The sequence below is a fragment of the Microbacterium sp. NPDC055357 genome (assembly GCF_053644835.1).
The window spans coordinates 44140-66903 of record NZ_JBSHLZ010000005.1 but is presented as its reverse complement, the minus strand read 5'-3'; the positions used below and the strand labels follow the sequence as shown (position 1 = coordinate 66903).

The following is a 22764-nucleotide window of genomic DNA, read 5'->3' as shown; positions in this document are numbered from 1 at the left end:
CAGATCAGTAGATGGACCTGCTCGACACTGTCAGAAGACGCGGATGCCGGCATCCGCGAGCGCGTCACGGGCTCTGCCCCATCGGCGGTCGTCGGAGTAGATCTGCCATTGCTCGGCGAGCCCCTCGTCATGGACGAGGTCACGGAAGCGGCGGAACGCGCCCGCGCCCTCGATTGCGCGGATCAGTCGGTCTCGCAGCGCGCTATCGCGCTGACGGAGCACGAACGCTTCCATGTCCTCCCACCGGTCCCGTGATCCAGCCCGTTCGAGCCGGACCCACCGATCAGGTTCCGCCTCGACGTTCATCGCTGCGTCCTCCCCGACAATGGCCGGGTCGGTGAAGTCTCCGCTGAAGGCCTCACCGGTCAGGACGTCGACGTAGACCGTGCTCGACTCTCCGAAGTCGCCCTCCAGGAACGAACTGAGCTCGTCGAGGTCGACCGGGGAAGTGTGTGCTGCGGGCGATTCACGTCGCAGCAGTGCCAGCAGATCGTCGGCGAGCACCTGGTCCCCAGGGCCGCTCCGCCCGGTGAGGCGGTGGATCAGGGAGAGCACCACCGGTTCGGCCTGGCGACGCCGGCTGCGCAATGCCATCGCCATTCCGGAGCCGACCTGCTGGAGCGCGTCATCGATCTCCCGCCCCGTCAGCGCATCGAGGAAGCCCACCGCATCGGCTGCCGCGACTGCGGCGCGGACAGCCCGGATGTCGAGTTCCGCCACAGCACCCACAGCTGGCCACTCATGAGCCTGCATCGGATCCACCGCCCGCGGTCGCTGCGGCATCCGCGACTCACCGTCGTCGCCATCCCAGTTCCTGCCGTACTGGTCGGGGATACTCCCCCACCCCCAGTAGGGAAGCGGCTTATCCGGCACAATCCCGACCTCATCGAGCGGATCGATCTTGCGCTCGCCGACCACGCAGCGGTGAACCCAGTTGTCGCCGAGATCGAACGTGTACTGGAACGTGGCGCCAAGCGTCAGCATCCGTCCCACTTTCGCCGACTCGATGTCCACCGCAGCGACGATCGGCCCGAACGAATTGGACACCAGCTCCTGCCCGGTCTCGTCGTCGGTGATGACACGACCATCGGCGAGGGTGAAGACGGAGAGGTGCGAGCGATCCCATCGCGCGAACGCGTCATCGATCGCCTCAGCCAGGTCAAGGAACGTGTGCGACGGCGCCACGGCGAATATCCGGCCCGGCCACGGCCACAGGTCCTCGCCCCGCCCGCCCAAGAGCTCCACCCTCACCGACAGCCACGTCCGCGCCATACAGCGAGCATGCCACGCCGGCCGGAGCCGCTACACGAGCGCGATGGACTTCACGATCGCGAAACGAGCCGTTCGGAGCTGGATTGACATCCGGCCGAATCTTCTTCTTTCATCAGCCGAAACGGTGAGACCGGGGCCTGCGGCCTTGGCACCGGTCGGCCGCGGAGCCTCGGGCAGTGGCATCCTGGACGGATGCCTTTGGCCCGCGACATCCCGAACGTCCTCGCCTCGTTCCGCACGACCAGACGCGACATGTGGGACTGGCGCTCGGTGCAGACCTACGCCTTCGAAGCCGAACAAGGGGTGTCACTCCTGGCGGACATGGCCGACGACTACGGCGCCGAAGGCGTGATCCCGGTCGTGCAGAAGGCGATCGGGAGCACCTTCCGTGTCCTCATGCGCGCCGACGATTCCGGCGGACTCATCCAGCTCGTCATCCAGGAGCTGCTGAACCTGCATGCCGATTTGTGCGATCAGAGCCCGCCTCCGCCGGCCACGCTGACCGGGTGGATCCAGAAGCAGCAGTTCGGCGAACTCGGCGAGTACTTCTCGGTGGACGTCGTCGACTACGCGGACGCTCTCGGCGAAGCCGGCATCGTGAGGTTCGAAGCTCACCTCGACAAGCGACGACAGACGCTGACCACACCCTTCGACGGGCGGCCCGACCCGGAGTTCACACACGACGACGAGTGGCATGCCCGCCATGCCGTGCTCTACAACCTGCAGCGCCTCGCCGTCCTGCGTGGTGACGAGGACGCGATCGTCCGCACCCACGGCGGAGACATGCCGCGCGCCCACATGCACGCCGCCGCTGCCAAAGCGCTCCATGAGGCCGGACTGCTCGACCGCGCGACCGTCATCGCGCACGAGGGCATGACTCTGCCCGGCGGGCCGCACCAGCAGCAGGAGTGCGGCGAGCTCTGGGCCGCCTTGGCAATCGAAACGGGCAAGAGTGCCGCGGACGCGGCCTCAGAGGTATTCGGACGATGGCCGACCACGGCCAATGCGCAGGCGTGGGAGTCAGCTTCAGGACCAGACTGGCCAGCGATCCGGGAGCACGCGATCGATCGGATGCGCGAACGCCCGTGGGAGCTGATCGCATACCTGATCGACGCGGATGACATCGCCCGCGCATGGGCAGAGGGACTCCGCGCGGCCGAGAACGGCACGTCGATTCTCTCCCAACAGTGGGATGACCTCGTCGACCGGTACAGCAAGATCGATCCCGTTGCCGTACTCCCCGTGATGGCGCAGCTCATCGACGACCGTCTGATCGAGGCGAACACCCGCGTCTACCCCGGCGCGGTACGCAGGATGACGAAACTCCGCGCCGCCGCACGAGCAGCCGGACACCCCGAGATCGCCGACGACTACCTCGCCGAGGTGCGCCGAAAGAACGCCCGGCGCCCGTCCCTGATCCAGAGAATGGATGCCGCCGGGCTCTGACACCATGAGCCGTCGCGGCGACAACTGCCGGAGGAGACGGAGGGATTTGTTCGGTCCGCACCCGCCCGCATTGGCATACCCGTAGGTCCCGAACTCCGCTGGCGAGTACATGCGGCGCACCCGGGCCAGCAGCGGATCCAAGTCCTGGTTCAAGACAGCGCTCCGAGACGCAGACCTCCAGGCCACGACCATGCACGACCCGCGTCACACCGCCACGAGCCGTCGGGCGCCTCGAGCCCGGCACCGGCTTCTCGCTCGGATAGGCACGACGTCACCTCGCTTGAGCCGGCGCTAACGCCGCCATGCCGTCAGCACCATGCCGACGTCGGCGGTCGCATGCCCCGCCTACACCCGCTGTCATGACACAGTCACCGACAGTTCGACGACGAAGTCGTCAGCGCTCTGTCCAGTGACCGTCTGACGGATCTCCACAGCCCCCATTTCGAAGCCGAGCTCATCGACGGCATCAAAAAGACCGACTACCGCCGGATGCAGGATCCCATCAGGGAGCTCCTCGCCACCGGCCGGACGCCATGTCGCCACGAGCTCCGTACGAGCCGGAAGCACGGCAGCGAAGCTCTCGGACCCGAGCATATCCTCGGGCACATCCTCCGGCGTGGGCCAGCAGCATGCGATCTCGATGGTTCCCTGGTCACCAGCGCGCAGCGCGGTCCAGAATGGCCCGCTGGGACCGAGGCCTGCCCGCTGCAGTCGCGTGAACAGTGCGCCGAAGATCTCGTTCGCGTCCTCGTCCGACACGGCGTCAACATCATCGACCGGAACAGCGAGGACTTGCCCCACGAAATGCTGAGCGGGCATCGTCCGCTCAGTGACGTCGACCACCACGGCAAGCGCGCGGAGTACACCCTCAGCATCGCGGAACGCGAGGTCCTCCCGCTCCCGTTCCTTGAGGACACGAAGCCGGTGTTGCTCGAGCACTTCGAGCGCTTTCCCGCCACCGACCACATCTGCCACCTCGGGCAACGGCACTCCCGCGTCACGAAGCGCACGGATCACCATGCCCGCGCGCACCTGCCCATCCGCGTACAGCCGGTATCCCGTACGGCCGTCCACCTCGGCGGGCACGAGCACCCCGGCCTCGTCGTAGTGGCGAAGCGCCTTCACACTCAGCCCCGTCAACCCTGCGAACTCGCCGATCTTCAACATGAATCCAGCTTGCAGCCTCCCCTAAGAGGAGAGTCAATCGGCACGTCTTCAACACCTCAGGGACTACAGTCACTCCACGACGGCAGCCGCCCGAGCACAACTTCAGACACAGTCAGCCGAGCTCTCGCGGATTGGGCGGTCCGTCGGTTTACGCATGCTTCACGCACGCCGCAGAGACCAACTCCCGCAGACTTTACGCAGTTCAAACGCAAGCCCGGAAAACTAGAACCCGAGATGGTCCGCGATCCCGGTGTTTACAAGGGAACCGAGCCAGAAAAAATGGCGGAGACGGAGGGATTTGAACCCTCGGTCCCCTTGCGAGGACTCCACCTTAGCAGGGTGGTGCACTAGGCCTGACTATGCGACGTCTCCAGGCGAGCGCTCGAAGAGCACGCGCAGAGCAATCATAACCGGTCGAGTCGAGCCCGGCGAAACATCAGCGCTCGGGCAGGGTGCAGGTGACCTGGGCCGCCGTCTGACCCGCGATGCTCGAGGGCAGATCGACGCGATCCTCGGGCACCGCGGGGGTCTCCGGCGACGGCGCCGCCGACTCGACGGGCTCGGCGTCGCCCTCGGGCTTCGCTGCCTCACCGGTCACCTCGACACCGTCGCCCTGGCTCGCGTCGCCGGTCAGGTTGAGCGCCTTGTTCTCACGCAGCGCGGCGAACAGCTGGTCCGCGGCATCCCGAACCGGCAGCACACGCGAGAAGTTGTCGCCGTACTCGGTCGGGTACTGCACGAAGACGATGTCCTCGTAGGGCACGTCCTTCACTGCCATCGCGATCTGCGCCATGAGCGTCGGGTTCGCGAGCGACTGACTGAGCACCAGCTGCCCCTCGTTCACCTGCGAGATCGCGGTCGTCGCGAGAGAGAACAGCGTGCCGGGGTTGCCGAGCACGCCGTCACCCTGCAGCGTGCGCACCATCGACGACATGAACTGCTGCTGATTCGAGATGCGACCGAGGTCGGATCCGTCGCCGATTCCATGACGGATGCGCAGGAACTGCAGCGCCTCGACACCCTGCAGCGTGTGCGGGCCCGCGGCCAGGTTCAGACCCGTGTGCCCGTCGCTGATGTCACCCGCGACGCACACCTCGACGCCGCCGATCGCGTCGGACATGTTGATGACGCCGGTCCAGCGAATGGATGCCGCGAAATGGATGCTCTCGCCGGTGAGCTCCTCGACGGTCTTGACGGTGCACGGCAGGCCGCCGTACATGTACGACGCGTTGATCATCTGCGCGCTCATCGCCGAGTGATCGCCGTTGCCGTCTTCGCGGGGGCATGCGGGGATCGGCACGATCATGTCGCGCGGGAACGACACGACGGTCACACGCCGCGGTGCATCCGAGATGTGCACGAGCATCGTGACGTCGTTGCGCTCACCCTCGGCATCCTCGTTGGCGCAGCGCGGGAAGAGCGCGACGTCCTGCCCCTCGCACGAGTCCGATCCGACGAGCAGCAGGTTGACGCCGCCCTCGATCGCTCCGAGCGACGGCGGGATCGACTCTTCGTCGCCGATCGCGACCGAGCTGTCGGCGACGGCCTGCGCCGCATTCCACAGTGCGAACGCGCCCACTCCCCCGGCACTCAGTCCGACGACGGCGAGGACGACGCCGAGCACCGCGAGCAGCCGAGTGATCGGATGCAGCATCCCGAACCGGCCATGCCGCGCGAACGGGCGTCGGCCTTCCGGCCGGACCTGCACCGACATCAACCGTTCGACCTCAGGTTGCCCGCCGAGCAGGTCTCGTCGGCAGCGGAGGTGCCGGGGATGGAGTTGGGCAACGCGACAGCCGTCTCGGTCGGCTCAGGCGTCGTGGCGTCGGCCGGATCGGCGGGCTCGACGGGGGCCTCGCCCGCGTCGATCGGGTCTTCCGACGGCTCGACCGTGACGACGCCGCCGCCGCGGTTCGGGTCGTTCGTGACCTGGATCGGCTCGTTCGCGGCGAGCGCGGCCCACAGCTGCTCGGCCGCGGCATAGTTCGGAACGACGCGGTTCGGGTCGGCGGGATCGGTGTTGACCGGGTACTGCACGAACACGATCTGGTCGAACGGCACATCCTTCACGGCGAGACCGATCTGGGCGAGCGTGACGGGGTTGGCGAGGCTCTTGCTGAGAGTGATGTTGTCGACGGCGGTCGTGGCGAGCCGGTACAGGGTGCCGAAGTCGGACAGCACCTCTTCGCTGACGAGCTTGCGCGCGAGTCGCGACATGTACTGCTGCTGGTTCGAGATGCGGGCGAGGTCGCTGCCGTTCTCGAGGCCGTGACGCGTGCGCAGGAACTGCAGGGCCTCCACGCCCTGCACGTTGCGCATGCCGGCAGGCCAGTCGATGCTCGTGTACCGGTCGCGGATGCCGCCGTTGCCGATGCACACGTCGACTCCGCCGATCGCGTCGGTGATGTTGATGACGTTCCCGAAGCTGACCTTCGCCGCCATGGGGATGCTCTGCTCGCTCAGCGCCGAGATCGTCTTGGCGACGCACGACAGCCCGCCGTACGACCATGCCGTATTGATCTGCTGCTTGCTCATCGCCGACGTCGTCGAGCCGTCCTCGCGCGTGCACGAGGGGATCGGGACCATGAGATCGCGCGGGAACGAAACGACCGTGACACGGCGCGGATTGTTCGAGATGTGCACGAGCATGTTGACGTCGTTGAGCTGACCTTCGGCATCCGGACCCGTGCAGCGGTCGCCGAAGAGGTACGCGTACTCGGGCTCGCATTCGTCAGTGCCGACGACCAGCAGATCGACGCCCGTCTCGATCGCACCGATGTCGGGCGGCACGGGAGCCTGTCCTTCGAGATCGACGGCGTCCTCGGTGGCGCTCGCCGCGAGATCGTAGGTCGCATAGGCGGCCACACCCGCCCCCGAGACGAGAACGACCCCGAGCATGACGCCGATCACCTTGAGCAGCAGCGAAACCGGATGCGGCGAAGTCAGCGCCCCGTGACGCGCGACGGTGCGACGGCCACGCTTGGCGGGCTTGGTCGTCTGGCTCACGGGGGTCCTTTCACGGCGTCTTCAGGTTCGCCCCCAGCACACATCAAGCGGAGGGTGTGGGATTCGAACCCACGGGACATTTCTGCCCACTGGTTTTCAAGACCAGGTCCATCGGCCGCTCGGACAACCCTCCCGGCGGATGCCACCGGCATCCGTCGAACAGGCGTCGAGTCTAGTCGACGGAACTGCTGACATATTGTTCCAGCGGCGGCTGTGGGACTTCTGAAAGGCGCGCGGGGCTTTGTCGCTCGAACCGTACCGTTTCCGCCGAACGGGACGTCGACGAGGTCGGGTTCGACGGGAATGGTCGGGTTCGACGAAAGGCGACGCGAGAAAGGTCGGGTTCGACGGGAAAGGTCGGGTTCGACGAAAGGCGACGCGAGCGAGGCTCAGAGCGCCCGGAGGATCGCGGCGACGCCGCCGGCCTCGACCGACGTCGTCGTCTCACCGGCGGCATCCCGCACCTCTTGCGGGCCCTGCTCCATCGCGACAGCGCGACCGCCGTGCTCGAGCGCCCAGGCGAACATGCCGACGTCGTTGCGTCCGTCGCCGATGACGAGCACGTTCTCGGGCTGGATGCCGAGCGTCGTGCGCACCCGTTCGAGCCCCGTGCTCTTGTCGACGCCGTGCGGCGCGATGTCGAGCCACGCAGACCAGCCCACCGAGTACGAGACCTGGGTGAGTCCGATGTCCGAGACGAGCTCCAGGAAGGCGTCGGAGGCGTGCTCGGGCGCGACGACGACGACGCGGCACACGCGCTGCGCCCCCAGCTCCTCGAAGGGCACACGGCGCGCGGCGACGAGGTTCCAGTCGTCGAGGTACTCGGTATAGAGGCGGTTTCCGTCGGGCAGCTCCACGAGGTACCGGGCGTCGGGCAGGTGCTCGCGCAGCAGCGTCAGCACATCGCGCGGGTCGAACGTCTCGAGGTGCCACCGCTCGTACTCGAGGTCGTCGGCGTCGATCCGGCGCAGCACGACGGCACCGTTCGAGCACACGACGTATTCGGGAGCGATACCCAGCACACGGAGGATGCCGCGGGTTCCCTCCCAGCTGCGTCCCGTCGCGATCATCACCTCATGCCCCGCACGCTGCGCGTGCTCGACGGCGTCGACGACACCCGGGCTGAGCGATTCGTCCTCGAGGATGACGGTGCCGTCGATGTCGAGCGCGATGAGCATGTGCTCGACGACGATGCCCGGCGCCTCGGTCTCGCGGGCGAGCTCGTCGACGATCTCGACGGCCTCGCCCCGACCGACGACGTCGATCTCACCCGTCGCGGGCAGGTGGGACAGGTCGTCGTCGGTCATGCCGGCGGCTCCATGATCTCGAGCCCGCCCAGGTAGGGCCGCAGCACCTCGGGCACGACGACCGAACCGTCGGCGCGCTGGTGCGTCTCGAGGAGGGCGACGATCCACCGCGTCGTGGCGAGGGTGCCGTTGAGGGTCGCGACGGGCTGCGTCTTGCCGCCCTGGTCGGCGGGCAGACGATGACGGATGTCAAGGCGCCGCGCCTGATAGGTCGTGCAGTTCGAGGTGCTGGTCAGCTCGCGGTACGCGCCCTGCGTGGGCACCCACGCCTCGACGTCGTACTTGCGTGCGGCGCTGGACCCGAGATCCCCGGCCGCGACGTCGATGACGCGGTAGCTCAGGCCCAGGTCCTGCAGCATCCGCTCCTGCATCGCGACGAGTCGCAGGTGCTCGGCCTCGGCGTCCTCGGGCACCGTGTAGACGAACATCTCGAGCTTGTTGAACTGGTGCACGCGGATGATGCCGCGCGTGTCCTTGCCGTACGAGCCGGCTTCGCGCCGGTAGCACGTCGACCAGCCGGCGTAGCGCTTCGCGCCCGTGGTCAGGTCGAGGATCTCGTCCATGTGGTATCCGGCCAGCGGCACTTCGCTCGTGCCGACGAGATAGAGGTCGTCCTCTTCGAGGTGGTACACCTCGGCGGCGTGCTGACCGAGGAATCCGGTGCCCCGCATGACCTCGGGCCGCACGAGGGTCGGCGGGATGAGCGGGATGAAACCGTCCTGCAGGGCACGGTCGAGTGCGAGCGACATGAGGGCGATCTCGAGCCGCGCGCCGATGCCCGTGAGGAAGTAGAAGCGGCTGCCCGACACCTTCGTGCCGCGCTCCATGTCGATCGCGCCGAGCTTCTCGCCGAGCGCGAGGTGGTCGAGGGGCTCGAAGTCGAACGTCGGCACGTCGCCGTGGGTGCGCAGCGTGACGAAGTCCGCCTCGCCGCCGGGCGGGACGCCGTCGATCACGATGTTCTCGATCTGCGCGAGCGCCGCGTCGGAGGCCTCCTCGGCGGCGGTGACGGCGTGCTGGGCCTCTTTGACACGTTCGCTGAGCTGCTTGGCCTCGGCGACGAGGGCAGCCTTCTCGTCCTTCGGCGCCCGCGCGACGGTCTTGCCGTGCGCGTTCTGCGCCGCGCGCAGCTCTTCGAAGGTCGTGATGGCGGAGCGACGCGCACGGTCGGCCTCGAGCGCCGCATCGACAGTGTCGGAGGAGTGCCCACGCGCCTCCTGCGAGCGCTTGACCAGCTCGGGATTTTCACGGAGAAGCACGGGATCGATCACCCGACAATCCTCGCATGCGGGCTCCCCCGCGGCATCCTGCGCATAATGGTCGAATGGCGACCCCTGATGGGAACGGTTCTCGAAACGCAGACGCGCCGGATCCGGTGCAGGCTGCGGCCCCCGACGACGTCATCCGCGAGCCCGAGGACATCGCCCCCGATCGCACCGACGGCGCGAGCGGGCAAGCGCGACGCGTCGACGCCGAGGGCGACACCGCCACCATGTCGGGCGGCGAGGAGCGGCCGAGCCCCAAGGCTGCGCTCGTCTACAACCCGATCAAGGTCGACGGCGACGAGCTGCGCGACACCGTGACCCGGATCTCGACGGATGCCGGATGGTCCGAGCCGCTGTTCTACGAGACCACCGTGTCCGATCTCGGCGACGACATCACGCGACAGGCCCTCGAGGCGGGCGCCGACGTCGTGCTCGTCGCGGGAGGCGACGGCACGGTGCGCGCCGTCTCGGAGGCGATGGCGGGGTCGGGCGTGCCGCTCGCGATCGTGCCCAGCGGCACGGGCAATCTGCTCGCCCGCAACCTGCGCCTGCCCCTCACCGAGCCCGCCGCGATGATCCGCGCCGCGTTCGACGGCGACCGGCACGCCATCGACGTCGGCTGGGCGCGGCTGCGCCGCGCCGACGGCGAGCGCGTCGAGCACGCCTTCGTGGTCATGGGCGGCATCGGCCTCGACGCGGCGATGATCGCGAACACGAGCCCGCAGCTGAAGAAGACGGTCGGGTGGGTCGCGTACGTCGACGGCGCCGCGCGGTCGCTCGCCGGCGCGAAGCCGTTCCGCGTCATGTACCAGCTCGCGGGCCGGCGCCTGCACGCCGCCCGTGTGCAGAGCATCCTCTTCGCGAACTGCGGGTCGCTCCCGGCGGGCCTCGAGCTCGTGCCCGACGCGTCGATCCTCGACGGGGCGCTGGACATCGTCATCGTGCAGCCGAAGGGCGCGTTCGGCTGGCTCTTCGTGTGGCGGCGGGTCGCGTGGGACAACAGCGTCCTGCGCCGCTTCCGGGCGGGGCGGCGCGTGCTGTCGTTCCGCACGAAGGACAACTCGGTCATCTATTCGCGCGGCACCGGGATCGAGATCGGCACGAGCGAGCCGCACCCCGTGCAACTCGACGGCGACGAGTTCGGCGAGGCCGTCGAGGTCGACACCCGCATCGATGCCGGGGCTCTGCTCCTCGCCGTGCCCGAGGGGCACGACCTCAGCGGGCTCTGAGCGATGACCGCTCCGTCGATCGTCTGGTTCCGCGACGACCTGCGCCTGGCGGACAACCCCGCGCTGCGCGCCGCGATCGACCGGGGCGGACCCATTGTCGCGCTCTACGTGCTCGACGAGGAGTCGCCCGGCATCCGCGCCCTCGGTGCGGCGGCACGCTGGTGGCTGCACCACTCGCTCGCCTCCCTCGATGCGCGCCTGCGCGAGCGCGGTTCGGCCCTCGTGCTGCGCCGGGGGCCCGCGAGCGCAGTCCTGCGCGAGATCGTCGCCGACACGGCACCGGCCGCGGTCTTCTGGAACCGCCGCTACAGCGAGCCCGAACGCGAGATCGACGCCGGGGTGAAGTCGTCGCTGCGCGAGGCGGGCATCGAGGTCGCCTCGTTCGCGGCCTCCCTGCTGCACGAACCGTGGGAGGTGCGCACGGGATCGGGGACCCACTACTCGGTCTTCTCTCCGTTCTGGCGCGCCTGCCTCGCCCGGCCCGCTCCGCGGGCCCCGCTGCCCGAGCCGCGCGAGATCCCGGGCCCTGCCCGTGCACCGGCGTCGGACGACCTCGACGATTGGGCGCTGCTGCCCACCGCCCCGGACTGGGCGGGCGGGCTGCGCGACACCTGGGAGCCGGGCGAACCGGCGGCCCGCCGGCGCCTGAGGGAGTTTCTGCGCGACGACCTGGCCTCGTACGAACGGGCGCGCGACGAACCCGCGGCGGGGGCGACGTCGCTGCTGTCGCCGCGCCTGCGCTGGGGGGAAGTGAGCCCGCACACCGTGTGGCACGAAGCCGTCGCGGCGGGCCGATCCGGCAGCTTCCTTTCCGAACTCGGCTGGCGCGAGTTCGCCTGGCACACCCTGTTCCACAAGCCCGATCTGGCAGAGCGCAACCTGCGGAGCGAGTTCGACGCGTTCCCGTGGCCGCCGCTGGACCGCGCGCACCTGCGCGCCTGGCAACGGGGCGAGACGGGCGTCCCGCTCGTCGACGCGGGCATGCGGGAGCTGTGGCACACGGGCTTCATGCACAACCGCGTGCGGATGGTGGCGGCATCCTTCCTCATCAAGAACCTGCTCATCGACTGGCGGCGCGGCGAGGAGTGGTTCTGGGACACCCTCGTCGACGCGGATGCCGCCAACAACCCCTTCAACTGGCAGTGGGTCGCCGGGTCGGGCGCCGATGCGGCACCCTATTTCCGGGTGTTCAACCCCGAACTGCAGGCGAAGAAGTTCGACGCCGAGGGCCACTACATCTCGCAGTGGGCCCGCGACGCACCGACGGAGCCCATGGTCGACCTCGGTGAGACGCGCAGGGCCGCCCTCGCGGCATACGAGGTCGTCAAGCGGGGCTGAGGATCAGCGGCCGAGCGAAGCGAAGACCCCGGCGACGACGCGGGCGACGAGCTCACTGAGCCACTCGAGCGACGGCGGCTCGTGCTCGGTCACGTCGAAGCCCGACGTGACGGTGCGCGCACTGCCGGCGGCGTCGGTGACCGTGGCGCTGATCGTGTACGAGCCCGCGGCGAGATCGGCGGGCAGCGCGTAGGAGCCGATCCACGTGTGCGCACCGATCGACGCGGTGGCCGACGTGGATCCGACGGCCCCGATGAAGGTGCCGTTGACGTCGTAGAGGTCGATCGTGAGCCGATCCAGCGGGGCGGCGTGCGCCGCCGACAGCGTGACGTCGCCGAGACTGCCCCGCACGAGCGAGGCGCCCGCGGCGGGCGACTCGATCGCGAGCGCCGGCGAGGCGACGCCCACCGAGTCCGAGACGGCGATGGCGGTGGATGCGACGGCGGTCGCCGGAACGGCGACGATCAGGGCCTGCGCGACGATGACGGCAGCGATGCCGCCCACGACAGCGCGCCCACGGCGGTGCGTAAGCAAACGGACAACTCCCCAGTTGTGATCTTGCGATCAGTTCCCCAAACGGAAGCCCCACGCTTCCGCAAGAAACGTATCAAGAACAGGGCGAATCCGAAAGGATGCGCTGACGCAGCCCCGCCCCTCCGGCTGTCCGGAATGATCCCCGACGCCGCCGGGTTGCGCCAGAGGATGACTGCCACCGCCGCTCCCGCCCTGTCCGTCCTCGATCTCGTGCCCGTGCGCACGGGGCAGACCAGCCCCGAGGCCGTCGCGGCGTCACTGGATCTCGCGCAGCACGCCGACCGGCTCGGCTACCGGCGGTACTGGTTCGCCGAGCACCACAACATGCCGGCGGTCGCCTCGACGTCACCGCCCGTCCTGATCGCGACGGCGGCGGCGCGCACGACCACGATCCGCGTCGGCTCGGGCGGCGTCATGCTGCCCAACCACTCGCCGCTCGTCGTCGCCGAGCAGTTCGCGGCGCTCGAGGCGATCGCGCCCGGCCGCATCGACCTCGGGATCGGCCGCGCACCCGGCAGCGACCCGGTCATCAGCCAGTTGCTGCGCATGTCGGGCACGACGAGCGACGTCGAGCGGTTCCCCGAGCACATCCGCGACATCCTCGGTCTCGTCTCGGCCGACGGTGCGACGGTGCGGTTCGCTTCGGGCGGCACGTACGACGTGCACGCAACCCCCGCGGCGAGCACCGTTCCCGAGGTGTGGCTGCTCGGCTCGAGCGACTACTCGGCGCAGCTCGCCGCGAGCTTCGGGCTGCCGTACGTCTTCGCGAACCACTTCTCGGGCGACGGCCTCGAACGCGCCCTCGATCTGTACCGCTCGCGCTTCCAGCCCTCCGAGCTGCTCGCGGCCCCGCGGACCTTCCTCACGGCGAACGCGATCGCCGCACCGACGTCGGGCGAAGCCGAGGAGCGCGCCCTGCCGCAGCTGCGCATGATGGCGCGGCTGCGCACGAACCGGCCGCTCACGGCGCTCGAATCCGTCGAGCAGTCGATCGCGGGGGTTGCCGACTTCGACGCCCTCGCCCAGTCGATCATGGCGTCGTCGCGGGCGAGCTGGTTCATCGGCACGGGCGCCGAGGTCGCGGCATCCGTCACGGCGTTCGCCGCGAAGCACGAGGTCGACGAAGTGATGATCTCGCCCATCGCCGGCGCGTATGAGACCGAGCCGATGGATGCCGCACCCGGCCGCGTGCAGACGCTCGAGCTGCTCGCCACCGCGCTGACCGCGGCGTGAGCCTCAGGCCTCGGGTTCTCCGCTGACGAGGGCCCGCAGCCAGTCCCGCGCTTCGACGAAGACGTCGTCGGCGTACCGCTCGGGATAGCGCACGACCTGACGGTCGGCCCGCGGGTAGGACCCGAGGAAGATCACGCGGGGGCTGAACCGGCGCAGGCCCATCAGGGCGTCGGCCACGCGCTCGTCGTGGATGTGCCCGTCCGCGTCGATGACGAAGCGGTATCGTCCCATCGCGTCGCCGATGGGACGCGATGCGAGCAGCGACAGGTTGATGCCACGCGTCGCGAACTGCTCGAGCATCTCGAGCAGCGCACCGGGGTACTCCTCGGGAAGCTCGACGATGAGCGAGGTCTTGTCGGCGCCCGTCGGCGCCGGCGGCTGCACCGTGCGACTCACGAGAACGAAGCGCGTCACGGCGTTCGGGTTGTCGCCGATGTTCGAGGCCAGCAGGTCGAGGTCGTGGTGCTCGAGGATGCCGGGCGGCGCGATCGCCGCGTCGGCGTCGCTCGTCCCGTCGAGGATGCCGACGGCGCTCGCGACGTTGCTCGCAGCGGGCAGGTGCGCGTGGGCGGGGAGGTTCTTCGTGAGCCACTGCAGGCACTGCGCATAGGCGACGGGGTGCCCCGCGACGAGCGAGACGTCGTCGAGGCGCGTGCCGCGGGGCGCGACCAGCACGAACTCGACCGGCACGAGGTACTCCCCCACGATCCGCAGTCCTGGCACGGTCGCCAGGGCATCCTGCGCCGTCGAGACCCCGCCGTCGATCGAGTTCTCGATCGCGATCATGGCGGCATCCGAACGTCCCGCGACGACATCGTCGAGCGCTTCGCCGACGTTGCGCACGGGACGCCAGCGCTGTCCGCGCGCTTCGGGCACCTGGGCGAGGGCGGCTTCGGTGAAGGTGCCCGCGGGCCCGAGGTAGCTGTAGGTGCGGGGTCCGGGCTCGGCAGTCACCCGCTCAGCCTACGCCGCGCCCGTCGCCGGCCATCCGCCGGTACGGTGCGCAGCGGTCTGTAAGAATCGCAGCGATGAGCCAACCGACGCGGAGCGAGGTGCCCCTCGCGGGTGCCGACGGCGTCGACGAGCGCTCGTCAGCGCATCTGGTCGCCCGCGAGCGGGAACTTCGCGCGCTCACAGACGCCGCCCGCTCCTGCCTCGACCGCACCGTGATCTTCGTCGACGCGCCGCTGGGCGCCGGAAAGTCGGCGCTCGTGCGTCGTGCCGTCGCCGTCCTCACCGAGGACGACGTCGCCCCCGCGGCGCTCCACTGGGTCAGCGCCGATCCCCAGGATGCCGATGCGCCGGCGCGGGTCGCCGCGCTGGACTCCGTCGCCGACGGCGCCGTCCTCCTCGTCGTCGATGACGTGCAGTGGGCCACCGGCCCGATGCTCGACATCCTCGAACGGCTGATCACGACCGGCGCGGCGCGGCTGCTCACGCTCGTGCTCGTCCACCGCCCCACCGGCGTGCCCCTGCGCCTGCTCGCGGCGGTACGGCGTTCGGGCGCGCGCCTGGAGCGGATCACGCTTCCGCCCCTGCCCGCCGATGCCATCGCTCGCATTCTGCCGGCGCTGCCCGCCGAGGGCCGCCGCGTCGTCGCCGAGCATTCGGACGGCAACCCCCTGTTCGCGACCCTGCTCGCCCAGGTCTGGCACCACCGCCCCGACCCGGACGCCTTCCGAGCAGCGCTGAGGGGCGTACGCCTGGGGGATCTGCCCTCTGCCCACGGCGCCCTGCGCACCGACATCGAACGCCTCCCCACCGAGGAACGGGCGGTGCTGCGCGCCGTCGCCATGAGCGGTGTCTTCCGAGCGACCACGACGCGGCTCCTGACGGGCCTGGATCCGGCATCGATCGCGTCCGCCGAAGCATCACTGCGCGGTCGCACACTGCTGACGACGCGCGAAGACGGCGAGGTGGTCGTCGTGCACTCGATCGTCCGCGCGGCGTCGTACCGGGGGATCCCGGTCGCCGAGCGGCGCCGGCTGCACCGCCTCCTGCTCGACGAGCCGCTCGCCTCGGCGCCGGCCGAGCGAGCCGAGCACCTGTCGATGCTGGCGGACGAGGTCACCGCGACCGACGTCGCGCGGATCTGCGACGAGGCTCAGGCGCGCATCCTCACCGATCCCGACGATGTCGTGCGGTGGACAGCCGGCACGCTGCACATCCGCGATGAGCGCCGGGACCTGCTGCGCGCACGGGCGCTGCTGTGCATCGGCGATCCGGATGCCGCGCTGAAAGCGCTCGGGCCGCTCGGCGCCGACGAACCCCCTCTCGCGTGCGCCGAACGCCTGCGCGCGCTGCGCCGGCAGGGACGCCACGGCGACCTCGGCGCCGCGATCGCGTCGGATCCCGCCGCGCAGCACATTCGAGTGCGCACCGAGCTCGCCGATGCCCTGCTCGCGCGCGACGACGGTGACGCCGCGATCCACGCGCTCGGAGCGAACGCGACCTCGGTCATCGCGGATGCCGCGGGTCAGGCCCTTCGCGCGCTGCACGCCGCCGAACGCGGGGCGGGCCGTGAGTGCGTCGAGGCATTGGACCGCGCCGTCGCGCTCTTCGCGGAGGTCGGGGCCACCGAGCGCGCCGATGCCGTCCCGGCATTCGTCTGGGCCGGCGCCGCCGCGATGCAACGGGGGCGGTGGGACGACGCTGCGCGCCTCAGCGCGACCGGACAGGACGCCGCCCAGCTCGCCGGCGACCCCGTTCCAGGTGCCGTCCTGGGGGCCCTGCACGCCTTCAGCCTCGCCGTCCAGGGTGCCGCGGAGCCGGCATGGCACGCTGCCCAGCGGGCATTCGCCGCGGCGCACCGGGCCGGTGACCTCGACGGTCTGCGGCTCGCGGGGGTCGCACGCCTGGTCGCCGCCGACGTCCGCGGCGATGACCTCCGCGCCGACTGGACCGCCCTGCGCGATGCGCCTCCGGCCCCCTCCCGGTGGATCGCGCGATGGTGCCAGCCCTTCACCGATGTGGTGGGCGCGCGTCTGGGAGAGCGGGTCGCACTCTCGCCCGACCCTCTGCGACGAGGCCTCGGACTGCCGCTTCGCTATGCCGCTGCCGCCGAGATCGCCGCGTCTGATCAGGATGCGCGGGCCGCCGCGCGCATGATGGCCGCCGCGCACGCAGCCCGCGACCGCCTCGACGGCGCTCCGGGACCGGGCTGGCTGACGCTGTCCGAAGGGCACGTGAAGCTCGCGCTCGGCGACGCGACCGCCGCGGCGACGCTGTTGCACGAGGCATCCGAGATCTTCGAACGCCAGGGGATGACCGGGATGCAGATCATCGCCGCGCATGCCGCGCGCGGCGCGCAGGACCGCGCCTCGTCGAGCGTGCTCGCGACCCTGACTCCGCGCGAGCGCCAGGTCGCCGAACTCGTGGCGGAAGGGCTCGCCAACAAAGAGATCGCGGCGCTGCTGGGCATCAGCGTGCGCACCGCGGAGGAGCACGTCGCCCGGATCCGCGGCAAACTCGGTGCGGCATCGCGGGCCGCCGTCGGGGGCGCGCTCCTGCGCAGGTGACCCGTGGAAATACGGGTGCTGCTCGGATGCCGCCGCTTCTAGCATCGGTGTTTGTGGACTCAACCGTGCGCACTCGGCGACCGCGCATCGCGATGATCATCGCGATCGCCCTCGTCTCCGCCCTGCTCATCGGCGCCGGGGTGTGGTGGGGGACATCCCGGGCATCGGCCCAGGCGGCCGCCGACGAGGTCACGGTGCAGGTAGGCGCCGCGCACGCCGAGGCCGAGGCCGCGCACCGTGAGGCTGTCGCCGCTCAGGAGCAGGCGGCCCGCGCCCTCGACGACGTCGTGCGCCCGGTCCTCGACGCCGCCGAAACGCATCCCGACCGGTTCGACGCCGCCGCGCTGGCGGCACTGTCGGACCTCGACGCGGAAGCCGCGGCGATGGGTGCGTCCACGTCACAGGTGCGGATCGCCCCGGAGTTCGGCGACGAGGGCGGGGGCCTCGTCGACCGGATGCAGTGGGATCGGGATGCGACCGATGAGGCGGCATCCGCTGAAGTGGAGCGTCTTGTGCAGCATGCCGCCGAACGGTCGGACGAGCGGGAGCACGCCGAGACGTGGCTGAGCCGTGCGCACGAGGCCGCCGGCGCGCTGGCGACGGCGACGGCAGACGCCGCAGACACGGCGGCGGCGTCGTGGGAGCACGCCGGGGACGCCGAGCGCACAGCGCTCACTTCTCGCGCGCAGGGGCTGCGCGACCTCGTCGCGCTGACGGCCGAGAACGGCGAGGCCGTCGAGGCGTGGACGGAGCTGGCCGGAATGCTGAGCGGCTACGTGACCGACCACGACGCGGCGCGCGCCAGTCACGACCAGCGGGTGGCGCAACTCGAAGCCGAACGCGTCGAGGCCGAGCGGCGGGCGGCCGAAGCCGCCGAACAGGCGCGGCGGAATGCCCCGCGCTCCGGAGGAGGCGGGGGATCCTCCGGAGGCGGCGGCGGCGGTGGTGGTGGCGGCGCGGGCTGCACGTTCGTGAACTGGCAGGGGATGGTCATCTCCACGCCCTGCCCGTGACGGTGTCACGCGGCTCATCCGACAGATCCCGTGCGCCAGCGGCGCGCGCCGGGCAGACTGGGACGATGAGCCGAGCTGGACAGCCCGCCGAAGCATCCGACCTGATCGACGTCGACGAGGCGATCGCGGCGTACTACGACCGCAAGCCCGACCCGGACGAACCCGCGCAGCGCGTGGCCTTCGGCACGAGCGGTCACCGCGGCTCGTCGCTGTCGTCGAGCTTCAACGAGGACCACATCCTCGCCACGACCCAGGCGATCGTGGACTACCGTCGCGACCAGGGCATCGAGGGTCCGCTCTTCCTGGGGCGGGACACGCACGCCCTCTCGCACCCCGCCGAACGCACCGCGATCGAGGTGCTCGTGGCCAACGGCGTCGACGTGCGCGTGGACAGCCGCGATTCGTGGGTGCCCACCCCGGCCCTCTCGCACGCGATCCTGACCCACAACCGCGGCATGGGCACCGAGGACCCGGGTCGCTCGGACGGCATCGTCGTGACCCCGTCGCACAACCCGCCGCGCGACGGCGGCTTCAAATACAACCCGCCCCATGGCGGCCCGGCCGACACGGACGCGACCGGGTGGATCGCGGCGCGCGCCAACGAGCTGATCGCCGCGGGGCTGGCCGGGGTCACCCGCACCCGCTACGCCGACATCGAGGCGGAGCGGATCGGCGTGTACGACTTCCGTGACGCCTATGTGCGCGACCTCGTGACGATCATCGACCTCGAGGCGATCAGCCGGGCGGGTGTGCGGATCGGCGCCGATCCGCTCGGCGGCGCTTCGGTCGACTACTGGGCGCTCATCGCCGAGGTGCACGGCCTCGACCTCACGGTCGTCAACCCCGACGTCGACCCGACGTGGCGGTTCATGACGCTGGACTGGGACGAGAAGATCCGCATGGATCCGTCCTCACCGTCGGCCATGGCCTCGCTGGTCGCACGGCGCGACGAGTACGACATCCTGACGGGCAACGACGCCGACGCCGATCGCCACGGCATCGTCACGCCCGACGGGGGGCTCATGAACCCCAACCACTTTCTCGCTGTCGCGATCGACTACCTCTATGCGCATCGGCCCGGCTGGCCGGCCGATGCCGCGGTCGGCAAGACGCTCGTGTCGTCGATGATCATCGACCGGGTCACCGCTGCGCTCGGCCGGCGGCTCTACGAGGTTCCGGTCGGATTCAAGTGGTTCGTGCCGGGACTCCTCGACGGATCGATCGCGTTCGGCGGCGAAGAGTCGGCCGGCGCGTCCTTCCTGCGCATGGACGGCTCGGTCTGGACGACCGACAAGGACGGCATGCTGCTGTGCCTGCTCGCCGCCGAGATCCTCGCCGTCACGGGCAAGACCCCGTCAGAGCGCTACGCCGAGCTCGAGGCCGAATACGGTGCATCCGCCTACCAGCGGGTCGACGCGCCCGCGACGGCGGAGCAGAAGGCGGAACTGGCGAAGCTCTCACCCGAAGCAGTCTCGGCGACCGAGCTCGCGGGCGAGCCGATCACCGGCAAGCTGTCGCACGCGCCGGGCAACGGCGCCGCGATCGGCGGACTCAAGGTGCAGACCGACGACGCGTGGTTCGCCGCCCGCCCGTCGGGCACCGAGGACGTCTACAAGCTGTACGCCGAATCGCTGCGCGGACCGGAGCACCTCGCCCAGGTGCAGGCCGAGGCGCGCGCCGTCGTCGCGGAGGCGCTCGGCGCCTGATCCTCAGGGCGCGCTGTCACGCACGATGAGTGTCGTCGGGGTGACGTCCGCCGAGACGGGCGCACCGTCGATCGCCGCGATGAGAGCGAGCACGGCACGCTCGCTCCCACGGCGTCGCGAGTACCGTGTTGACGTGAACATTCCGGAGATCGAGACCCCCGCACCCGGTGAAGTGCTCGGCGCCGGTGTCGTCAAGCGGTCCACGGTACTCACCGACGGCCGCGAGCTCATCTACTTCGACGACCCGGACACGACCCTCGGTCCCGATCGGGGCATCGACGCGCGCGCGAGCACCCCGCGCCCGCCGACGGCGTCGATGCGCCGCGACGTGCTGACCGGCGACTGGATCTCGATCGCCGCGGCACGACAGAACCGCGCGTTCCTGCCGCCGGCCGAACTGGACCCGCTGGCCCCGCAGACTCCGGCCAACCCCTCCGAGATCCCCTCGCGCTACGACGTCGCCGTGTTCGAGAACAAGTCGCCCTCGTTCGGCCCCGCCCTGGCCGAAGCGCACGGCACCCCTGACCTGACGGCGCCGGGCCTGGGCCGCACCCGCACGTCGGTCGGTCGCTGCGAGGTCGTGTGCTTCAGCCCCGAGCACGAGGGGTCGTTCGGCACCCAGACCCGCACCCGCGCCCGCACCGTGATCGAGGCGTGGGCGGATCGCACCGCGGCCCTGTCAGCCCTTCCCGGTGTGGAGCAGGTGTTCCCGTTCGAGAACCGCGGCGAGGCGATCGGGGTCACCCTCCCCCACCCGCACGGGCAGATCTACGCCTACCCGTACGTCACCCCGCGCACCACGACGCTCCTGGCCTCGATCCAGCGCGAGGGCGAGGACCTGTTCGAGCGGATCCTCGAGTTCGAGCGCGCCTCCGAGCGCGTCGTGCTGGCGGGCGAGCACTGGACGGCGTTCGTCCCGTTCGCCGCGCGCTGGCCGCTCGAGGTGCACCTGCTGCCCCATCGCCACGTCGCCGACTTCGCCGCGACGAACGAGGCCGAGCGCGACGAGCTCGCCCCCCTGTATCTGCGCCTCCTGCGCGGCGTCGACGCCCTCTACGACACCCCGACGCCGTACATCGCCGCCTGGCATCAGGCACCGGTGCGCGAGGGCCGTGACACGGTGCGCCTCCACCTGCAGCTGACGAGCCCGCGCCGCGCGGCCGACAAGCTCAAGTACCTCGCCGGCTCCGAGGCCGCCATGGGCGCGTGGATCGGCGACATCCCGCCCGAGGCTGCCGCCGAGCGTCTGCGCGAGGCCGTCGCGACGATCCCCGAGGTGCGGGCATGAGCGCCGCGCGCGACCTGTTCAGGGCCGTCTACGGCAGCGAGCCCGAGGGCACGTGGTCGGCGCCGGGGAGGGTCAACCTGATCGGCGAGCACACCGACTACAACGACGGGTTCGTGCTGCCGTTCGCGATCCAGCAGCGCACGACCGTCGCCGTCGGCACGCGGCGAGACGGCCGCATCCGCATCGTCTCGCAGTTCCCCGGCGGCTCATCGGACGACAGCGCGCCCGTCGAGGTCTCCCTGACCGACCTCGACACCTTCTTCCCCGCCCGCCGCGATGAGGTCCGCGAGTGGGCCCGCTACCCGCTCGGCGTCGCGTGGGCGCTCCTGCGCGCCACGGGCGCGGACTCCCCGACCGGAGTCGACCTCGCCTTCACGACCGAGGTCCCCGTCGGCGCGGGACTGTCCTCGTCGGCGGCGATCGAGGGTGCGACCGCCGCCGCCCTCAACGACATCTGGCACCTGCGCCTCGACGACGATGCCCTCGCGCAAGCGGGCCGGACCGCCGAGAACGAAGCCGTGGGCGCGCCCACCGGAATCATGGACCAGATGGCCTCGATCAAGGGCCGAGCGGATGCCGCCATCTTCCTGGACTGCCGCACACTCGACGCGACCGTGGTCGACCTCGGCTTCGCCGCTGCCGGCCTGCAGCTCGTCGTCATCGACACGGGCGTCCGGCACGCGCACGCGAGCGGCGGCTACGGCGAACGCCGCGCAGCCTGCGAACGCGGCGCCGAGATCATGGGCGTCCCGGCACTGCGTGATCTGCGGGCCGGCGACCTTGCCCGCGCGCGCGACCTCCTGGACGACGTCACCTTCCGCCGCGTCCGCCACGTCGTGACCGAGAACCAGCGGGTGCAGGACACCGTGCGCACGCTGCGCGAGCACGGTCCCGCCGCGATCGGAGACCTGCTCGTCGCCTCGCACGCCTCGATGCGCGACGACTTCGAGATCTCGGTGCCCGAACTCGACACCGCGGTCGACGCGGCGCTCGCCGCGGGAGCCCTCGGCGCGCGGATGACGGGCGGCGGGTTCGGCGGCGCGGCCATCGCCCTCGTGCCGCACGACCGCGTCGACGCCGTCGCCGATGCCGCGCGGTCGGCCTTCGCGGCATCCGGGTTCGCCGCCCCCACGGTGTTCCCGGTGACACCGTCCGCCGGAGCGGACCGCGACGCGTAGCCCGCGCGGCTCGTCACCCCGCTCACTTGCCCCAATCTGCTGAGCCCGCCCACGACGAAGAACAGAGTCGGGCAAACGAACCCCGAGCTCGATCGACCAGCTCGACCGGCCGACCGACCGGCCGCCGCCGAACCGCCGCCCAACCGCCGCCCGACCGCCGCCCGACCGCTCACTTGCCCCGATCTGCTGAGCCCACCCACGACGAAGAACAGAGTCAGGCAAACGAACCCCCAGCTCGCCTGCCCGCCCATCCAGCTCGACCAC

At 70.5% G+C, this 22764-nt stretch carries 17 protein-coding genes and 2 tRNA genes; 9 read left to right on the top strand and 10 right to left on the bottom strand.

Annotation, left to right across the window (positions count from 1 at the left end; all coding sequences use genetic code 11):
• Positions 1-30: 30 nt before the first annotated feature.
• The gene (locus ACWICD_RS08590) at positions 31-1272 is read right to left on the bottom strand and encodes an IS1096 element passenger TnpR family protein (RefSeq protein ID WP_454139925.1); all 1242 of its coding nucleotides are present in this window, start codon (positions 1270-1272) and stop codon (positions 31-33) included.
• Between the two features lie 192 nt (positions 1273-1464).
• Between ACWICD_RS08590 and ACWICD_RS08585 the strand changes: the two genes are divergently transcribed.
• Entirely contained in the window at positions 1465-2718 is a 1254-nt protein-coding gene (locus ACWICD_RS08585; protein ID WP_454139924.1) for a DUF6880 family protein, read from the top strand.
• 357 nt (positions 2719-3075) lie between these two features.
• Here the strand turns inward: ACWICD_RS08585 and ACWICD_RS08580 are convergent, their stop codons facing one another.
• From ACWICD_RS08580 to serS, 7 genes are all read right to left on the bottom strand, one after another.
• Positions 3076-3885 carry a MerR family DNA-binding transcriptional regulator gene (locus ACWICD_RS08580; protein ID WP_454139923.1) on the bottom strand — a complete coding sequence of 270 codons (810 nt, stop codon included), beginning with the start codon at positions 3883-3885 and terminating at the stop codon, positions 3076-3078.
• A gap of 280 nt (positions 3886-4165) precedes the next feature.
• Positions 4166-4257: transfer RNA gene (locus ACWICD_RS08575), tRNA-Ser, on the bottom strand.
• Between the two features lie 64 nt (positions 4258-4321).
• Positions 4322-5599: an LCP family protein gene (locus ACWICD_RS08570; RefSeq protein ID WP_376127726.1), complete on the bottom strand. Its 1278-nt coding sequence runs from the start codon at positions 5597-5599 to the stop codon at positions 4322-4324.
• Positions 5599-6891, bottom strand: coding sequence for an LCP family protein (locus ACWICD_RS08565; protein ID WP_376127724.1), 1293 nt, complete (start codon positions 6889-6891; stop codon positions 5599-5601). Before ACWICD_RS08565 ends, ACWICD_RS08570 begins: the two co-directional genes overlap by 1 nt.
• A gap of 48 nt (positions 6892-6939) precedes the next feature.
• Positions 6940-7024, bottom strand: a tRNA-Ser gene (locus ACWICD_RS08560).
• Between the two features lie 256 nt (positions 7025-7280).
• The gene (locus tag ACWICD_RS08555) at positions 7281-8198 is read right to left on the bottom strand and encodes an HAD hydrolase family protein (RefSeq protein ID WP_376127723.1); all 918 of its coding nucleotides are present in this window, start codon (positions 8196-8198) and stop codon (positions 7281-7283) included.
• Entirely contained in the window at positions 8195-9469 is a 1275-nt protein-coding gene (gene serS, locus ACWICD_RS08550) for a serine--tRNA ligase (RefSeq protein ID WP_376127722.1), read from the bottom strand. Before serS ends, ACWICD_RS08555 begins: the two co-directional genes overlap by 4 nt.
• Positions 9470-9522: 53 nt before the next feature.
• Between serS and ACWICD_RS08545 the strand changes: the two genes are divergently transcribed.
• Together ACWICD_RS08545 and ACWICD_RS08540 are read left to right on the top strand one after the other, a co-directional pair.
• Entirely contained in the window at positions 9523-10692 is a 1170-nt protein-coding gene (locus ACWICD_RS08545) for a diacylglycerol/lipid kinase family protein (protein ID WP_376127720.1), read from the top strand.
• Between the two features lie 3 nt (positions 10693-10695).
• Positions 10696-12030: a cryptochrome/photolyase family protein gene (locus tag ACWICD_RS08540; protein WP_376127718.1), complete on the top strand. Its 1335-nt coding sequence runs from the start codon at positions 10696-10698 to the stop codon at positions 12028-12030.
• Between the two features lie 3 nt (positions 12031-12033).
• Here the strand turns inward: ACWICD_RS08540 and ACWICD_RS08535 are convergent, their stop codons facing one another.
• Positions 12034-12534, bottom strand: a complete 501-nt coding sequence (locus ACWICD_RS08535) for a hypothetical protein (RefSeq protein ID WP_454139922.1) — start codon at positions 12532-12534, stop codon at positions 12034-12036.
• A 198-nt stretch (positions 12535-12732) separates the two neighbouring features.
• On the opposite strand from ACWICD_RS08535, the gene ACWICD_RS08530 reads away from it, so the two are divergent.
• Positions 12733-13797: an LLM class flavin-dependent oxidoreductase gene (locus ACWICD_RS08530; protein ID WP_376127715.1), complete on the top strand. Its 1065-nt coding sequence runs from the start codon at positions 12733-12735 to the stop codon at positions 13795-13797.
• Positions 13798-13800: 3 nt separating this feature from the next.
• Here ACWICD_RS08530 and pheA read toward each other — a convergent pair whose 3' ends face one another.
• A complete protein-coding gene (gene pheA / locus ACWICD_RS08525; RefSeq protein ID WP_376127713.1) occupies positions 13801-14751 on the bottom strand; it encodes a prephenate dehydratase in 951 nt (316 codons plus the stop codon).
• 74 nt (positions 14752-14825) lie between these two features.
• Here pheA and ACWICD_RS08520 point away from each other — a divergent pair, with 74 nt between their 5' ends.
• The 5 genes from ACWICD_RS08520 (at position 14826) to galK (ending at position 22500) form a co-directional block, all read left to right on the top strand.
• Entirely contained in the window at positions 14826-17315 is a 2490-nt protein-coding gene (locus tag ACWICD_RS08520) for a LuxR C-terminal-related transcriptional regulator (RefSeq protein ID WP_454139921.1), read from the top strand.
• A gap of 53 nt (positions 17316-17368) precedes the next feature.
• A complete protein-coding gene (locus tag ACWICD_RS08515) occupies positions 17369-18328 on the top strand; it encodes a hypothetical protein (protein WP_454139920.1) in 960 nt (319 codons plus the stop codon).
• Positions 18329-18393: 65 nt separating this feature from the next.
• On the top strand, positions 18394-20034 hold the full coding sequence (pgm, locus tag ACWICD_RS08510) for a phosphoglucomutase (alpha-D-glucose-1,6-bisphosphate-dependent) (protein ID WP_454139919.1): 1641 nt from the start codon (positions 18394-18396) through the stop codon (positions 20032-20034).
• 139 nt (positions 20035-20173) lie between these two features.
• On the top strand, positions 20174-21322 hold the full coding sequence (galT, locus tag ACWICD_RS08505) for a galactose-1-phosphate uridylyltransferase (RefSeq protein ID WP_454140006.1): 1149 nt from the start codon (positions 20174-20176) through the stop codon (positions 21320-21322).
• Positions 21319-22500, top strand: coding sequence for a galactokinase (gene galK, locus ACWICD_RS08500; RefSeq protein ID WP_454139918.1), 1182 nt, complete (start codon positions 21319-21321; stop codon positions 22498-22500). The genes galT and galK overlap by 4 nt, the downstream gene beginning before the upstream one ends.
• Positions 22501-22764 lie beyond the last annotated feature (264 nt).

What these genes read in the sequence shown, in the direction of transcription:
- ACWICD_RS08590 (WP_454139925.1), bottom strand. Translation starts at nt 1,272, where the DNA reads ATGGCGCGGACGTGGCTGTCGGTGAGGGTGGAGCTCTTGGGCGGGCGG.
- ACWICD_RS08585 (WP_454139924.1), top strand. Translation starts at nt 1,465, where the DNA reads ATGCCTTTGGCCCGCGACATCCCGAACGTCCTCGCCTCGTTCCGCACG.
- ACWICD_RS08580 (WP_454139923.1), bottom strand. Translation starts at nt 3,885, where the DNA reads ATGTTGAAGATCGGCGAGTTCGCAGGGTTGACGGGGCTGAGTGTGAAG.
- ACWICD_RS08570 (WP_376127726.1), bottom strand. Translation starts at nt 5,599, where the DNA reads ATGTCGGTGCAGGTCCGGCCGGAAGGCCGACGCCCGTTCGCGCGGCAT.
- ACWICD_RS08555 (WP_376127723.1), bottom strand. Translation starts at nt 8,198, where the DNA reads ATGACCGACGACGACCTGTCCCACCTGCCCGCGACGGGTGAGATCGAC.
- ACWICD_RS08545 (WP_376127720.1), top strand. Translation starts at nt 9,523, where the DNA reads ATGGCGACCCCTGATGGGAACGGTTCTCGAAACGCAGACGCGCCGGAT.
- ACWICD_RS08540 (WP_376127718.1), top strand. Translation starts at nt 10,696, where the DNA reads ATGACCGCTCCGTCGATCGTCTGGTTCCGCGACGACCTGCGCCTGGCG.
- ACWICD_RS08530 (WP_376127715.1), top strand. Translation starts at nt 12,733, where the DNA reads ATGACTGCCACCGCCGCTCCCGCCCTGTCCGTCCTCGATCTCGTGCCC.
- ACWICD_RS08520 (WP_454139921.1), top strand. Translation starts at nt 14,826, where the DNA reads ATGAGCCAACCGACGCGGAGCGAGGTGCCCCTCGCGGGTGCCGACGGC.
- pgm (WP_454139919.1), top strand. Translation starts at nt 18,394, where the DNA reads ATGAGCCGAGCTGGACAGCCCGCCGAAGCATCCGACCTGATCGACGTC.
- galK (WP_454139918.1), top strand. Translation starts at nt 21,319, where the DNA reads ATGAGCGCCGCGCGCGACCTGTTCAGGGCCGTCTACGGCAGCGAGCCC.